Here is a 14,080-nt window from a genome sequence, read left to right as displayed (position 1 = left end):
TCAAAAACTATGACCGAAACAACTCAGACTCCCCCCGAAGATAAACTCGACTTCAAACGCATTCTACCCATTCTCGTCATCGTACTTGTAGACTTGATGGGACTTTCCATCATCATTCCGTTACTTCCTCTCTATGCTGCCCGCTTCGGTGCGGAACCGATACTGGTCGGCATTCTACAAGCTGCTTATCCGCTGATGCAGTTCCTCGGCGCACCGATCCTGGGCAGGCTTTCCGATCGTTTTGGGCGCAAGCCAGTTTTGATCGCCAGCCAGATCGGTACCTTGATCGGGTTCATCATGCTTGGTTTTGCCAACAGCCTGTTGCTCTTGTTCATCTCCCGCATCATTGACGGTCTCTCCGGGGCGAACATCTCCACCGCTCAAGCCGCCATTGCAGACAGCACCAATGAAAAGACGCGTACTCAAGGGCTTGGCTTGGTCGGCGCGGCATTCGGCGTTGGCTTTGTGCTCGGACCCGTGCTCGCATTCATTGTCCTCGCCTCCACCGGGCAGAACTATCAAGCCGTAGCCTGGACAGCCGCTTTGTTCTCATTCGCCTCCATCTTGTTGACCACATTCTGGTTCAAAGAGACTGTAACAGATGCCGCCGATCCCGAAGCCTCACGCAAGCGCCGTCCGTTCTCCTTTGGCGCTTTACGCGAAGCCATGGCACACCGCCCGACCATTTGGTTCCTGGTTATTGTGATGTTCTTCTATCAAGTAGCTTTCGGCGGCTACGAACAGCTCTTCTCCTTGTTTACCCTCAACCAACTCGGCATGGATGCGCGCGATACCTCCGGGTTGTTCATGCTGGCTGGTATCCTGATCATCGTCATTCAAGGCGGGCTGATCGGCAGATGGTCCAAGAAAAAAGGCGACCGTTGGCTGGCATTGATGGGCATTGGCGCACTCGCCATTGGCTTGATCGGCACGGCGTTGACCCCTGCCATCCCTGTGCCATGGTACGAAAAAGCTCGCGTGTTGGAAAGCCTTGCCGGGCAGGGTGAGTTCCGTGTATCGATCCAAAGTATCAACGTCAACTTACCGGATGAAACCTCACGAGGCTGGTTCGGGATCGTTTGGCTAATGATCGCCAGCATCCCGGCAGCTTTGGGCGGCGGGACGCTTCAACCTGCAGTGAACTCGCTGATCACTAAAGCATCAGATAAAAGTGAAGTTGGCGGCATGCTCGGCTTATCTTCTGCGGCGTATAGTGCGGCAAACGCAATCGCGCCGCTCTTTTATGGTGCGTTGTTTCAATGGTTTGGTCCGCCCGTGCCGTTCTTTGTTGGCGGTGCGATCCTTTTGATCTTGTTCATCGTTGCCCCAAGAGTGATTAAGAACCCTGCATAAAAACTACCTACAAAAAACGACCTCGTTCAGTTCAGAACGAGGTCGTTTTCTATTCCAAGAACTATGGGCGTCCAGGTCTGCCGCCCCCGCCGCCGCCGGGGCGTCCGCCGCCTGCGCCGCTGAAATCTGGACGGCTGCCGAGAGATGATTCAAAACCATTCACGTTCTCCCGTCCGCGGTTGATCTCGCCGCGTGCAAACTGCTGGTTGATCTCATCAAACTTGCCAGCGAACTGAGAGACATCTGGTCCGATCACATCCGCGCCGCCAAATTGTTGGAAGCCCGCCTGCGCGTTCTTGCCAAGTTGGGCAAGGATGAGCAATTCATCACGGCTGAGTTTATTATCACTCAGGGCACCTTTGGCTGTGTCCAGAAAGGAAAAGGCACTCTGCAATGCGGTCAATTTATCCGTAGGAATGCTATCCGGCTGGATCTGTGATATCTGATTCAAACGTCCCTGCTGGTCAGCTTGCAAGACCGAGATCATATCCTGAGCATTTGCCTTCAACTCCTGCGCATTGGTCTGGGCTGTCTGTGCGGCAGTTTCGAGCTGGGCAATGGACTCTTCTGCAAGGGCAAGTCCTTGTTCCAAAGTGGAGCTGATCTGCTGAAGCGACTGGTCGATGGAGCTGAGCGTATCGTTCATCTGGTTAAGTTCTGCTTCAATGGCGTTCAATTCGGCGATCATTTCATAAGCAAGGTCAGAATACAGGTCATAGTATTCAGCGATCAGGTCTTCGGCATATTCCACGTAATAATCGGCATAGTAATAATATTCGTATACATATGCCACTTCCTCGGTCGTGACAGCGTCATCTTCAGTTACATAGTAGACATTGCTGGTCGTCTGTTCTGTGGCGGCAATGGCTTCCGCAACAGCCTGATCGATCAGTGCAGCAAGTTCTTCTTCAGTAAGTGTGACATACTCCACCGTCGGTCCGGGAGTGGGTGTGGCGGGCATGGCAGTCAACGAATTTGAGTTGACGGTGGCTTGTGCAAGAGCTTGCGACATCTGCGTCTGAACAATAGCGGTATTGATCGCATCTTCTTCAACAACAGGCGCAGCGCCCATTGTGCATGCAGCAAGCAGGCTGGCAACAACAAAAGAGAGTAAAACTGTTCGAAGTGTGGGTTTCATTTTGGGTTCCTCCAATCAATTAATCGTTAATTCATCATACAGCGCGGCGCGAAACAATCGTCTTTACATTTTTGTCCGGGCGTAAGGTGACACTGGGTTTTGGGTGGGCAAGTTCCACCTGTACGGGCGAGATCTTCCAACGGCGGGCAATCATTGCCAGCACCGCAATAGCTTCGGTCATGGCAAAGTGTTCGCCGATACAGACACGACTGCCGCCGCCAAATGGGAAGTAACTGTAACGGGGGGGTGAATGCACATCGAGGTCGAACCAGCGCTCGGGGCGGAATTGAAGCGGAGCGTCATAGAAGCGCGAGTCGTGGTGGGTCACCCATTGACTCATGATGACCGTCGAACCAGCAGGGATGTGTTGTCCGCCGATCTCGCAATCATGTACGGCTTCGCGTCCCATCGCCCATGCAGGCGGGCGCATACGCAACGTCTCTTTAACAACCGCCCGGGTATATGTCAGGTTTTGAATATCTTCCGGTTTCGGAAAGCGATCACCGAGAACAGAATCCACCTCGGCTTGCAGGATGGACATCGCCATTGGGTGATGTGCGAGCATATCCCAGCACCATGCCAACAACAGCGCGGTGGTCTCATGTCCTGCCAACAGGAAGGTCAGTGCATGCGCATGGATCTGCTCATCAGTAAATTGACCGTGGTTATTCTCTTTAAGGATATTGACCAATGCGCGTTTGGTATGTTCAGACTGTGGATTCCTGAGCAGCGCTTCGGTGACTTCGCTCAAGTCTGCTTTGGCTTCTTTGAAACTTGGGAACAGGCTGCGAGCGGATTCTGGCAGGGGCATTTGCGCCAATGGGAAAAGGCGAACAAGCGTCTTCATTGAATCGCTCACACGTTCAACAACCCCTTCGGGCGCACTACCGAAGAATGACCACAATGCAATATTCAACGTCAACCGCATCATCTCATCAGACATATCCACCTGTTCCCCACTCTTCCACCGCGAAATGCGCCCATGCGTATTTTCATTCATCAACGGAAGATACTCTTCCATTTTGTGACGATGAAAGGCAGGTTGAAGTGTGCGCCGTTGTGCCAGGTGTTCATCCCCTTCGCTGGTGAGTAGACCCTCGCCCAAAATGACGCGCGCCCTCTGCAAGCTGGGACCTTTCACAAAGTTATCCGCCTGCTTAACCAGAACTTCTTCAACAAATGACGGGTGGCTCAGCAAAAAGAGATCGCGCTTGCGCAGTTTAATGCGGGCAATATCGCCTTGTTCGTTCGCAAGGTCGGTCAGCGCATTGAGCGGATTGCGAAAGATCTTCCACAGAAACTCGAAAGTGGATGTTCGATAAACGGGTTGTTCGAGAACTAGATTTGTTTCCATTGGTTATCGGTTTCCTTTACCAGTGCTGAGGCGGGGACGGGGAAGCCGTCCAGCCAGAAAAGTGAAAAGGCGTAGAAAACTGCTTGAGATGTGCGCATGCCCTCCCCTACGGGTAGTTACCAGGATCAGGTGCAGCTTTGTTGGGCAGTTTTGCTTACCTAATTCTTTAGTAGATCGATATACTCTTTTCCAAAATAGTGGCTAAGTAGTATGGAGAAATGCTTCGTGTCATTCAATATTTGCTCGCGCCGTTGTCCGTTTTCAACAGTTATTATTTTTTTGCTGTTTAGCATGACGCGTGTTTGAGGAGAAATAAGGCGGGAACAGATATAGTCTTTAGTAAATTTGGATTCTGAAGATGTCCACTTGAATTGGCATATTTCACTAAACTCCATACCCATACGCGGTTTCAGTGAAAACTCATATTGAGGCATGTCAAAACCGTTTGCGTTGCGCTGTAATAAAGTAAAAACATCATCTTTATTTTCAATGCGATATGTATTATTGCCCTGAACTTGGTAATCAAGGTCATCGAGACAGATGGGGAGATGAAACCATTTAGCATTGCCAACATCTGCAAGAAAGCGCTTGTGAAGGGTGACCAAGATTATGGGGTGATCGAATTCGGGTCCACTCGCACCATCTTCCCCAATAATAGAAGCCGACAGCAAGTTGGCTTGAAATCCCAACTCGGATAGCAGCTTGGCAAAGAGAATATTTAATTCGTAACAATATCCGCCGCGATGGTTCAAAACAATTTTCTGAAAAAGGCTTGATTCATCCAGGTTAAAAGGTATTCCAGAAAGAATATCGAAGTTTTCGTAGGGAACATTTATCAGATGTGCCAAATGCAATCTTTCTAAATTTTCAATTGTAGGAGTGAGAATTCCTGCCAACTTTATTCTTTTTAGATATAAATCAATATTAAACATAATTGTCCTGAAAATACTTACAAGGCTGGTTCTTGACTGCCTAACTTCTTAATTACACATAATCAATACACAAACTGAAAAGCAACACTACCGCGATCTATATTATCCATTGGGGGAATGCTGGAAAAAAGCAAATCCGAACGTGCGTAGTTGACTGTGAAGCTGCTCACACCGGTAGTATCACTCGTTCGATCACCGGTTGTATAAATGCCCACACTTTCTGTTGACCAGACTCTTATAAAAACCAAGTATTCTGTCTGGGCAGCAAGCTTCATTTGAGCGCTCAAATACCGTTCAGAAAACGAAGGATTGCTCTGGTCTTCAGCATCTACCCACCCAGTTTGAGAAGCAAGGACTTGCCCATGTTGGTCGATCAATTGAACAATGTACCCGCAGCTTCCATTGCAATAGTTGATCTGAGGATAAATGGATCTTATTGTGATATCTTCTTGAAGAGTAAAGGTGGTTAAACTCTCAAATTCCACATATGTCATATTGTCGGCAGCGTCTACACCACGTCCAGTGTCAAATAAAATTTGACGAGCAGATGTAGTTTTTTGGCAAGCACCAAGTACAAGTATTATGCTTGTCAAAACAAACATATAAACTCTTGGGTTTATTTTGTTTTTTTTCAATATATTGGATCTCCTTTGACTGTGTTTCCAGGAAGTCTTTCAACTCCTTGATCAATAAGTCAAAGGATACTTTCCCCGCTCAAAAAAGTCTGCCCGCAAAGGTGGGGAACTTTTCCCCCTATTTGGTGGGTAGAATAAAAAAACACAGGGGTTTTCTTCGTGAAAGCTCGTGTGCTTTGTGGAATTCAAATCACAATTCTTCCGGCAGAACCACTCCATAGCGCACAGCCATCAGCGCCGCTTGCGTTCTATCGTTCACCCCCAACTTCACAAACAGATCGCTGACATAACCTTTCACCGTCATCTCGGTCAGTGATAGCTCGCCAGCTATTTCTTTATTACTCTTCCCCTTCGCCAACAATTTCAAAATGCCGCGCTCGCGCTCGGTTAATGAAGCAAATGGGTCATCAGGCATGGGCGCACGCGCCATCAGACGCTTTGCAATATCAGGGTGCAATTGCGGTTTGCCTTGCGCCGCTCCGCGAATGGCGATGACCAAATCATCGCCGCTCATTTCCTTTAACAAGAATCCGCTTGCCCCGGCACGCAACGCCGCATAGACATGCGCATCATCAGTGAAGGTCGTCAAAATCAAAATTGGCAGGTCAGGGTATTCAGGGCGGATCTGCTTCAACGCATCCACACCAGTCATCTCGGGCATTTGCAAGTCCATCAACACCACATCGGGCTTATGTTTTTTTATCAACGCCAAGGCACCTGCGCCATTCTGTGCCTCCCCCACCACACGCATATCTTTCTCAGCATCGATCGTAAATGTCAAACCACGGCGGACCACTTGATGATCATCGGCAATGATTATTTTCAGCATACTCACCTCACAGGAATCCGAAAACTCTATTTTCGGGCATGTCCTGAAGTAAAACTTCAGGACTCCGATACGGGCAGAGGAATTTTATAACTCAACATCGTGCCGCGCCCAATTTCAGAATCGATCATCAACTCGCCGCCCAACGCCAGCACACGTTCGCGCATTCCGCGCAAACCATAATGCCCCGCAGGCATGGCATGTACATCAAAGCCAGTGCCATCATCTCTCACACCCACATACAAAAAAGTGTCAACGCTCACATGCACGTTCACACTCCGCCCGCCGCTATGCTTCACCACATTATGCAGCGCCTCACGCAACACCCAGGCTGCTTCACTTGCAATATTCTTTTGGACAATGACCACCTGCGGCACCTCCAGCGTTATCGACAATAATGCCCCGCCTTCGGGTCCGCTTCGGTTAGAAAACGCCTCGCACTCCGCCCGAACAGATTCAGCAAAATCGACCTTTTCCTCGCCGGAAGCGTTGCGCAGTTGGTCGAGCATCAGCCGCATCTCTTTGAGCGTATCACTTGCCAGACTCTCCAACTCTGCCAGCTTCTCTCTAAAATCATCCGGCGCAGACTTTTTCAATCCGCGCGCCATCAGATGCAGACCAAACATCTGCTGCGTGACCGAGTCGTGCAGATCCCGCGCAATGCGCTGACGCTCTTCATACGCCGCAATCGCCTTTTGGTCTGTGATGGCTTGCTCGGTTTGTTCCTTTACCCGTGATTCAAGGTTCCGATTTAACTCATACAGCGACTCGTATGCATTAGCATATGCCAGCGCCAAAGCCGCCTGCCCAGCCAGCGCGTTGAGGCGTCTTACCTCATCCGCATCATAGTGCGGACCCGCGCGGCGCGGACCCAGCCAGTAGCCGCCAACGGTGACGCTCCCCGCCACGAGACGTATATTCCAGGCGGGTACAGCATGGGGCGGCGGAACGTCTGGTTCGGGAAACAACTTTAGTGCCCCCCACTCTGCACCGATCTGGCTTGGAAAGACTTCGCTGAGCAGATGCATGATCTCATCCCGTCGATTGGCACGGGCAAGCAGGTATTGCATAGACTGAACAGCCGATTCAAATTTAAGCCGGTCTGGGTAGAGGATCTTATCCAACCAGGTCTGAATGAGTTTGCGGGTTGGGTCGAAGAGAACGGCAGCAACAAATAAGCTAATGATCGGAGCAAGCGGTCGTGAAGTCAGTGAATCGGCAAAGAGGGAGGTCAGGCTGGTAGTGAGAGACAAGTATAGCGTCAGAAGAAGAAGCGAGGCAGAGCCATAGACCAGAGTCCGCCTGAGGGCGCGGTCAATGCCAAAGAGGTCGTGCCGCAATACAGCGTAGGCAATTCCAAATGGAACGATGAGTTGAAAGATAAGCAACAGGTTGTAGGAGAAGATATTCAAACCCAATGCCAGAGTAAGCGGACGGATCCACAGCGGCACTTCGGCGAGAAACATGCTCATGCCAACGATGCGGGCGCGCTGAGCATCGACCAGATGTTCCGGGTTGAGATCGCGGGCAGAGACTAGCAGGTTTCGAATAAAAAAGATGATGACAAAGGTAAACCAGCCAAAACAAAGAGTTGCCAACAAGACCCGCTGCCAGGCAACCCGGCTGATAAATAAAAGGAAAAGCAGAAGAGCTGAAAAGCCGTATCCGGCAATCACGGTATGAAGTGAAGCGCCTGTATGGCGCGGAAATCGAACACTGACATGCAGCGCCATCGGCAGCAAAATGGAAGCCTGCACCAACCGAACGATAATGTACGGGTCTAAAAATGTGACCAGGAAATTACCGGGGTGAATAACAGGCAGGTCATTGACTTCAAATGGAACACTGAGAAAGAAAGCAAAGAAGATCGAAAAACAGGAAATGAGGGTATGGCTGGACTGCGGGCGCAGTACCGCTGGAATCAACCCGGTTCCAAGCATCAAAATTGAGACTACAAATGAAAAAGGGGTTACCGCCTGACGCATGGGTATGCCGCTTTGAGCAGCAGCCCAGCCAAATAGAATGACGTTAAAAACAAAAACGATTAGGATCGGCAGGAATAATGCAGTGTTCTTTCTCATACCGAAAATGCCGGGGTCATTTATTCAGGAGGTCGAGTAGTTTTGGGGTATCAGAAATGATCACATCTGCACCGAATTTTTGCAGCTCTGGCTCTTCACCAAAACCGCACAGGACACCCACGGTTTGCGTACCTGCCGCCTTACCCGCACGGATGTCCACGGTGGTATCGCCGATCATCAGGCAGTTTTCAGGAGCGACGTTCATTTTCTTTGCAGCCAACAACACCGGGTCGGGGTAGGGTTTGGTATGAGTTGCCGACAAACCAGTGATGACAACATCGAAATATTTCACAAGATCGAATTGCTCAAGAAACCGCATGGTCCCTTTTTCGTCGCGTGCGCTGACGACTGCCATGGGATAGCGTCCGTGCAGTTGTTTGAGCATCTCATCCACACCGGGGACAAGCAGAAAGGTCTTTTCGGTATGTGTTCGGTGGCGCGAAAGCCAGTTGATGACAGCGATCATTTCATCATCAAGATGAAGCGTATCGGCAAGACCAAGCAAGGCATTTCCGGGTGCTTCGACCCACATCACAAAGCGCCGCGCTGCATGGTCGGGATCCTTGAAAAGAAAGCGCGGAAAAAATTTCGCCATTTTCCGGGCATATAGGTCATCGGTATCGCTGAGCGTTCCATCCACGTCGAAACATAGCGCTTTAATTTTAGAAATATTAAGGGGCATGGATTAATTGTACCAAAGGGACTATACTTATATAGACCTTAGCATGACCGAAGACCAAAATCGTTCCCTTCTCGAATTACTTGTAAAAGTCAGCCGTGAAGTTGCCACCGCGCTAGACCTTCGGACGGTGCTACAACGGGTTCTTTACGCCTGCCTTCAACACGTCGGCGGGGAACGCGGCAGCATCATCGTGATGGATGATCTCGGCAAAGCCGTGGATGCCACCATCGTATACGGCAAGCAATTCCACGATCACACCACACAACAGTTACGCGATACGGTCGAGCGGGGTCTGGCGGGCTGGGTGGTGCAAAACCGAAAAGCCGTCCTCGTACCTGATACCAGTCGTGATGAACGCTGGCTGCGGCGCGAAGACGATGCCGTGGAAAAGAGCGGAGCCAAGTCTGCGATCTGTGTGCCATTGCTGGCACGCGAACGTTTTGTAGGCGTGTTGACCCTGGTTCATTCCGTCCCCAATACCTTCAATGAAGAACATCTGGAATTGGTGCAAGCCATTTCCGATCAGGCAAGTGTGGCAGTGCTCAATGCACGCCTCTACACCGAAACACAGCGCACGGCGCGAGTCATGTCGGCGTTGGCTGAAGGTGCGGCTGCCATCAACTCATCCCTTGAAATGCAGGATGTGTTGCGGCGCATCCTTAACCAGACCATGCAGGCGCTGCAAGTCGAAACCGTGGCACTGGCATTGATCGACCCAACCGGCAATGAATTGGTCTTTCAGGCGGCAGCAGGAAATAACTCCGGCAGCATTCCGGGGCTTCGTACTCCTGCCGGACAAGGTTTGACTGGAAAGGTGATCGAAGATGGGCACGGATTGGTGATCCCAGCCGTTAAACAGGATCCATCCTTCGAAAAGACCGATAAGTTGAGCGGGGTGGATATGCGCGCACTTGCCATCGCTCCGATCCAGTTGCATGGAAGTGTCATCGGGGTGTTGGAAGCGATCAACCCCATCTCCGGCGCATTCGACCCGGATGCATTGGTGGTGATGACCGGTCTGGGCAGTCTCGCAGGAACGACCATCGACAATTCGAAATTATTCGAGCAGCTGCAAAATGCTCACAGGCATTACCGCGAGCTGTTCGAAGACAGCGCCGACCCCATCCTTATTACAGATTGGGAAGGCAAGGTTTTGGAAGTGAATCGCCGTGCAGTCACGTTAAGCGGGTACACGAACACCGAACTCCATTCCTTGAGCATTGACCAGCTTCATGAAGTAAGTTGGAACAAAACCGGGTTGAACTTTGAAAACCTGAGAACCGGTGAAGCCTGCGTTTACGAATCCGGGCTGCAGCGTCAGGATGGCGGTACCGTTCCGGTGGAAGTCTACGCCCGCCGTGTAGAGTTCGACGATGCAGAATCCGTCCAATGGATATTTAGGGATATTACCGCACGCAAAGAGCTGGATGCCCTGCGCGATGACATGACTTCGATGATCTTCCACGACCTGCGCTCACCTTTGGGCAATATCGTTTCGAGCCTTGAAATGATGAGCACACTCATGCCCGAAGACGAAACGCTGAACTCGATGCTCAACATCGCCAAGAATTCGACCGGGCGCATCCAACGGTTGGTGAACTCTCTGCTCGATATCAACCGCCTCGAAGCCGGTCAACAGATCGTTGACCAGAACTCCATCGACCCGGTGGCATTGGTGCGTGAATCGATCCGCGATGTGGAGCCTTCGGTCACAGCACGCCAGCACACATTGACCAATCGCGCCAACAGCGTGTTGCCGCTTATCTGGGTGGATGTGGACATGATCTACCGTGTCTTGATCAATCTTTTGGAAAATTCGACCAAGTTCACGCCGGTCGGCGGGCGCATTGATATTGGTGCCCAGACCAGTGAAGATGGCTTGTTCGTAAAATTCTGGGTGCGCGATAATGGTCCCGGCATTCCACCAGCCGAACGAGAACGTATCTTCGAAAAATTCGCCCGCTTACGCGGCAAGAACAAACCCGGCGGGTTAGGCGTGGGGCTGGCATTTTGCCGGCTGGCAGTTCATGCCCACGGCGGTGAGATCTGGGTTGACAGTGAAGTTGGAAAAGGCACAACCTTCTGGCTGACATTGCCGGTTGCGCAAATGCAATCCGCTGGTAAACTCAAGCGCCAAACCGGACGGCTGACCTTCAAGCCAGACCGCACCCCCACCCGATAAGCACTAACCGCTCAGATCGAGCCAAAGAGCCCTGCGGCGCGGGAATTTCGAAAGGAAATTTTTTTCAAAATCATCATGCAGGAAATTACCAAGAATATCTTTATTGAAGACCAGTTCCTGGGCGTTACGCTGGGTGTGATCGTTACCCCCCGTGGGTTGATCCAGATCGACGCGCCCCCGTCGCCGGAAGACGCCCGTTCCTGGCGTGCTTCGCTCATGAATTTAGGCGGCGGCATCGACCGGTTGTTGATCAACATGGATGCCCACCCAGACCGCACCCTTGGCGCACGCGCCATGGATTGCACTGTTGCGGCTCATGAAAAGACCGCTTATATTTTCCGTACCCGCCCCAGTACCTTTAAGGCACAGGGCGAAGAGACCGGCGCCGATTGGGAATCCATTCCCGGCTTGGGCAGTGTGCGCTGGGCACCCCCCGAAATCTCATTTGTGGATCAAATGACGCTGCACTGGGGCAGTTCGCCCGTCATACTTGAACACCGCCCCGGTCCATCCGTGGGCTCCATTTGGGTCCATATGCCTGCCGAGAAAGTGCTCTTCGTAGGCGATATGGTCATGAAGAATCAGCCGCCTTTCCTCGCCGGGTCGAACCTTAAAGCCTGGCTGGAATCGCTCAACCTGCTGCTCGAACCTGAATATAAAGGGTACACGTTTATCAGCAGTCGCGGCGGCGTGGTCAATTCGAGTGCCATTAAAGCCCAGTACGATTTCCTCAAACATATTCACGATAAGTTGAATAAATCCACGACAAAAAAACCGAACCCCGCGGCTGTGGAAAAGATGGTTACTTCATTGCTCACCTGGTTCAAAGCACCCTCTGCACGCCAGAAGCAATTTGCCCAACGCCTGCGCTATGGCTTGATGCACTACAACGCGCGTCAATACCATGCCCCAACCGGTACGCCTGAAGATTGATGAATGCCCAGAAGCCAGTTCTTGAACTGAAGCGGGGCTCGGTTGTCGAAGCTACTCACCACGGCTCCATTGCAGTGGTGACAACCGATGGAACCCTGCTGCACTCTTACGGCGACCCTTACACGGTCGCCTTTTTGCGCTCATCTGCCAAGCCGTTTCAGGCTATCCCTTTTGTGGAAGCGGGCGGTGTAGAGCACTTTCACTATACCCAGCGTGAACTTTCCATCTCCTGCGCATCGCATGAGACCGCACAGATGCACCTCGATACAGTGGCTGCCATGCAGAAAAAGATCGGCATCGCAGAGAGCAACTTGCAATGCGGCCCACACCTGCCGGGTGATGTAAAAAAGTTAAAGGAAGTCATCCGACAGGAACTTCCCCTCACTGCCAACTTTAGCAATTGCTCGGGGAAGCACACCACCATGCTGGCATTCGCAAAGATGCGCGGACTTCCGCTCGAGAACTATCTCGCGCACGAACACCCCATTCAGCAGGATATCCTCAAGACTCTCGCCGACATGTGCAGCATGGACTCGAAAGATGTTCAGATCGGCACAGATGGCTGTTCTGCCCCCAACTTTGCCCTGCCGCTTTACAACTCGGCGCTTGGCATGGCACGCATCTGTGACCCGCGCCAACTCCCCTCTGCCCGTGCCGCCGCCTGCAAAAAGATCACCGACGCCATAACGGCATTCCCTGAAATGATCAGTAACTTTGGCGAATTCGATTGTGAATTGATGAAAACTGCCGGAGGCAGGATCATCACCAAGCGCGGAGCAGAAGGCTTTCAGATCATTGGCATTATGCCGGGCGTTATCCATGAACAAGGGGTGGGCATTGCCTTCAAAGTCACAGACGGCGACAAATCTTCCATGGACAACGAACTCGAAACGCACACCCGCGTCCGCCCGCCGGTGGCATTGGAAATCCTGCGTCAGCTTGGGGCATTGACCGAAGCGCAGATGCAAGCCTTGGCTGCGTTCGGACCCGAAAAAATCCTAAAAAATCTTGCCGGTCTTGTCACCGGCAAGCTCTACCCCACTTTCAAATTATGAAAAAGTCTTACTCCAGAGCGCACAGAGTTTTTCTACGTGCGCTCTGTTTATTTTGAGGTTAAATCTTCACCATGACTGATCTAAAACAACGTGCCTTGCAAATCCATGAAACTCTGCTAAAAGTCTTTGGCGAGCCCATCTGGCGCAATCCTCTGCCCGCCATTGATGAACTCGTCTCCACCATTCTTTCGCAAAACACAAATGATGTGAACCGCGACCGCGCCTTTGAAGCCTTGCGCAAACGTTTCCCCACTTGGGAGATCGTACGCGATGCAAACGAAACGGATGTGATCGACGCCATCCGCCCGGCGGGACTTGGCAATCAAAAAGGTCCGCGGATTCAGCAGGTGCTGCGCGCCATTACAAAGGAACGCGGTTCGCTCAACCTGGACTTTTTAGCGGGTCTACCGACCGAAGAAGCCCGTGCCTGGCTGACGAAGTTCAACGGCGTCGGACCGAAAACTGCTGCGATCGTCTTATGTTTCGCATTAGGCATTCCCGCCTTCCCTGTAGACACACATGTCTACCGCGTGACCGGTCGCCTCGGTCTACGCCCCGAGAGGATGACATTGGAGCAGGCACACCCGCATCTCGAAGCGGTCTTCCCGCCAGAGGCGTATTACGCTGCACACTTGAACATCATCCGCCTGGGACGTGAGGTATGTAGTGCTCGCAAGCCGCTGTGCCCGCAATGCCCGGTCAAGCATTTGTGCGATTTCAAAGAGAAAACAAAATAAAAATCCCGAAGGGATGAAATTATTTAGAAAGACATAAAACAAAATGGAACCCTGAAGAGGCGTCATAATTCTAGATTTATGACACCCCTTCGGGGTTCGTTATTTTCATCTTACCAATCTATAATCCTATCAATCCTTCGGATTTGAAGAAATGCCAAAGGTATAATTGACT

12 protein-coding genes are annotated in these 14,080 nt (G+C 51.4%); 5 read left to right on the top strand and 7 right to left on the bottom strand.

The genetic code is table 11. The annotated features are described in order from the left end of the window. The first annotated feature begins 9 nt into the window (after window positions 1-9). Entirely contained in the window at window positions 10-1,353 is a 1,344-nt protein-coding gene (locus IPG80_RS09070; RefSeq protein ID WP_345105478.1) for an MFS transporter, read from the top strand. Between the two features lie 61 nt (window positions 1,354-1,414). Here IPG80_RS09070 and IPG80_RS09065 read toward each other — a convergent pair whose 3' ends face one another. From IPG80_RS09065 to IPG80_RS09035, 7 genes are all read right to left on the bottom strand, one after another. Continuing rightward, the gene (locus IPG80_RS09065; protein WP_345105476.1) at window positions 1,415-2,491 is read right to left on the bottom strand and encodes a hypothetical protein; all 1,077 of its coding nucleotides are present in this window, start codon (window positions 2,489-2,491) and stop codon (window positions 1,415-1,417) included. 34 nt (window positions 2,492-2,525) lie between these two features. Further along, on the bottom strand, window positions 2,526-3,845 hold the full coding sequence (locus IPG80_RS09060; protein ID WP_345105474.1) for a cytochrome P450: 1,320 nt from the start codon (window positions 3,843-3,845) through the stop codon (window positions 2,526-2,528). A 158-nt stretch (window positions 3,846-4,003) separates the two neighbouring features. Continuing rightward, the gene (locus IPG80_RS09055) at window positions 4,004-4,777 is read right to left on the bottom strand and encodes an arylamine N-acetyltransferase (RefSeq protein ID WP_345105471.1); all 774 of its coding nucleotides are present in this window, start codon (window positions 4,775-4,777) and stop codon (window positions 4,004-4,006) included. Window positions 4,778-4,839: 62 nt separating this feature from the next. Then, window positions 4,840-5,412: a hypothetical protein gene (locus IPG80_RS09050; RefSeq protein ID WP_345105468.1), complete on the bottom strand. Its 573-nt coding sequence runs from the start codon at window positions 5,410-5,412 to the stop codon at window positions 4,840-4,842. A gap of 190 nt (window positions 5,413-5,602) precedes the next feature. Beyond that, window positions 5,603-6,241, bottom strand: coding sequence for a response regulator transcription factor (locus IPG80_RS09045; protein ID WP_345105466.1), 639 nt, complete (start codon window positions 6,239-6,241; stop codon window positions 5,603-5,605). 56 nt (window positions 6,242-6,297) lie between these two features. Continuing rightward, window positions 6,298-8,319 (bottom strand): sensor histidine kinase, encoded by a 2,022-nt coding sequence (locus IPG80_RS09040; protein WP_345105463.1) that lies wholly within the window; start codon window positions 8,317-8,319, stop codon window positions 6,298-6,300. Window positions 8,320-8,335: 16 nt separating this feature from the next. Next, window positions 8,336-9,001: an HAD family hydrolase gene (locus tag IPG80_RS09035; protein WP_345105461.1), complete on the bottom strand. Its 666-nt coding sequence runs from the start codon at window positions 8,999-9,001 to the stop codon at window positions 8,336-8,338. A 43-nt stretch (window positions 9,002-9,044) separates the two neighbouring features. On the opposite strand from IPG80_RS09035, the gene IPG80_RS09030 reads away from it, so the two are divergent. The 4 genes from IPG80_RS09030 to nth all read left to right on the top strand — a co-directional run bounded on the left by IPG80_RS09030 (window position 9,045) and on the right by nth (window position 13,908). After that, window positions 9,045-11,183 (top strand): GAF domain-containing protein, encoded by a 2,139-nt coding sequence (locus tag IPG80_RS09030; RefSeq protein WP_345105459.1) that lies wholly within the window; start codon window positions 9,045-9,047, stop codon window positions 11,181-11,183. Window positions 11,184-11,258: 75 nt separating this feature from the next. After that, window positions 11,259-12,116, top strand: coding sequence for an MBL fold metallo-hydrolase (locus IPG80_RS09025; RefSeq protein ID WP_345105456.1), 858 nt, complete (start codon window positions 11,259-11,261; stop codon window positions 12,114-12,116). After that, the gene (locus IPG80_RS09020) at window positions 12,116-13,171 is read left to right on the top strand and encodes an asparaginase (protein WP_345105454.1); all 1,056 of its coding nucleotides are present in this window, start codon (window positions 12,116-12,118) and stop codon (window positions 13,169-13,171) included. The genes IPG80_RS09025 and IPG80_RS09020 overlap by 1 nt, the downstream gene beginning before the upstream one ends. A 71-nt stretch (window positions 13,172-13,242) precedes the next feature. Next, window positions 13,243-13,908, top strand: a complete 666-nt coding sequence (nth, locus tag IPG80_RS09015) for an endonuclease III (RefSeq protein WP_345105451.1) — start codon at window positions 13,243-13,245, stop codon at window positions 13,906-13,908. Window positions 13,909-14,080 lie beyond the last annotated feature (172 nt).

Origin of the sequence: Candidatus Villigracilis vicinus (assembly GCF_016702885.1) — a bacterium.
GTDB lineage: Bacteria > Chloroflexota > Anaerolineae > Anaerolineales > Villigracilaceae > Villigracilis > Villigracilis vicinus.
The sequence above is the reverse complement of the archived record's forward strand: the minus strand, read 5'-3'. Positions and strand labels throughout refer to the sequence as shown.

Coding starts and splice junctions, on each gene's coding strand:
- IPG80_RS09070 (WP_345105478.1), top strand. CDS start 10: ATGACCGAAACAACTCAGACTCCCCCCGAAGATAAACTCGACTTCAAA.
- IPG80_RS09065 (WP_345105476.1), bottom strand. CDS start 2,491: ATGAAACCCACACTTCGAACAGTTTTACTCTCTTTTGTTGTTGCCAGC.
- IPG80_RS09060 (WP_345105474.1), bottom strand. CDS start 3,845: ATGGAAACAAATCTAGTTCTCGAACAACCCGTTTATCGAACATCCACT.
- IPG80_RS09055 (WP_345105471.1), bottom strand. CDS start 4,777: ATGTTTAATATTGATTTATATCTAAAAAGAATAAAGTTGGCAGGAATT.
- IPG80_RS09045 (WP_345105466.1), bottom strand. CDS start 6,241: ATGCTGAAAATAATCATTGCCGATGATCATCAAGTGGTCCGCCGTGGT.
- IPG80_RS09040 (WP_345105463.1), bottom strand. CDS start 8,319: ATGAGAAAGAACACTGCATTATTCCTGCCGATCCTAATCGTTTTTGTT.
- IPG80_RS09035 (WP_345105461.1), bottom strand. CDS start 9,001: ATGCCCCTTAATATTTCTAAAATTAAAGCGCTATGTTTCGACGTGGAT.
- IPG80_RS09030 (WP_345105459.1), top strand. CDS start 9,045: ATGACCGAAGACCAAAATCGTTCCCTTCTCGAATTACTTGTAAAAGTC.
- IPG80_RS09025 (WP_345105456.1), top strand. CDS start 11,259: ATGCAGGAAATTACCAAGAATATCTTTATTGAAGACCAGTTCCTGGGC.
- IPG80_RS09020 (WP_345105454.1), top strand. CDS start 12,116: ATGAATGCCCAGAAGCCAGTTCTTGAACTGAAGCGGGGCTCGGTTGTC.
- nth (WP_345105451.1), top strand. CDS start 13,243: ATGACTGATCTAAAACAACGTGCCTTGCAAATCCATGAAACTCTGCTA.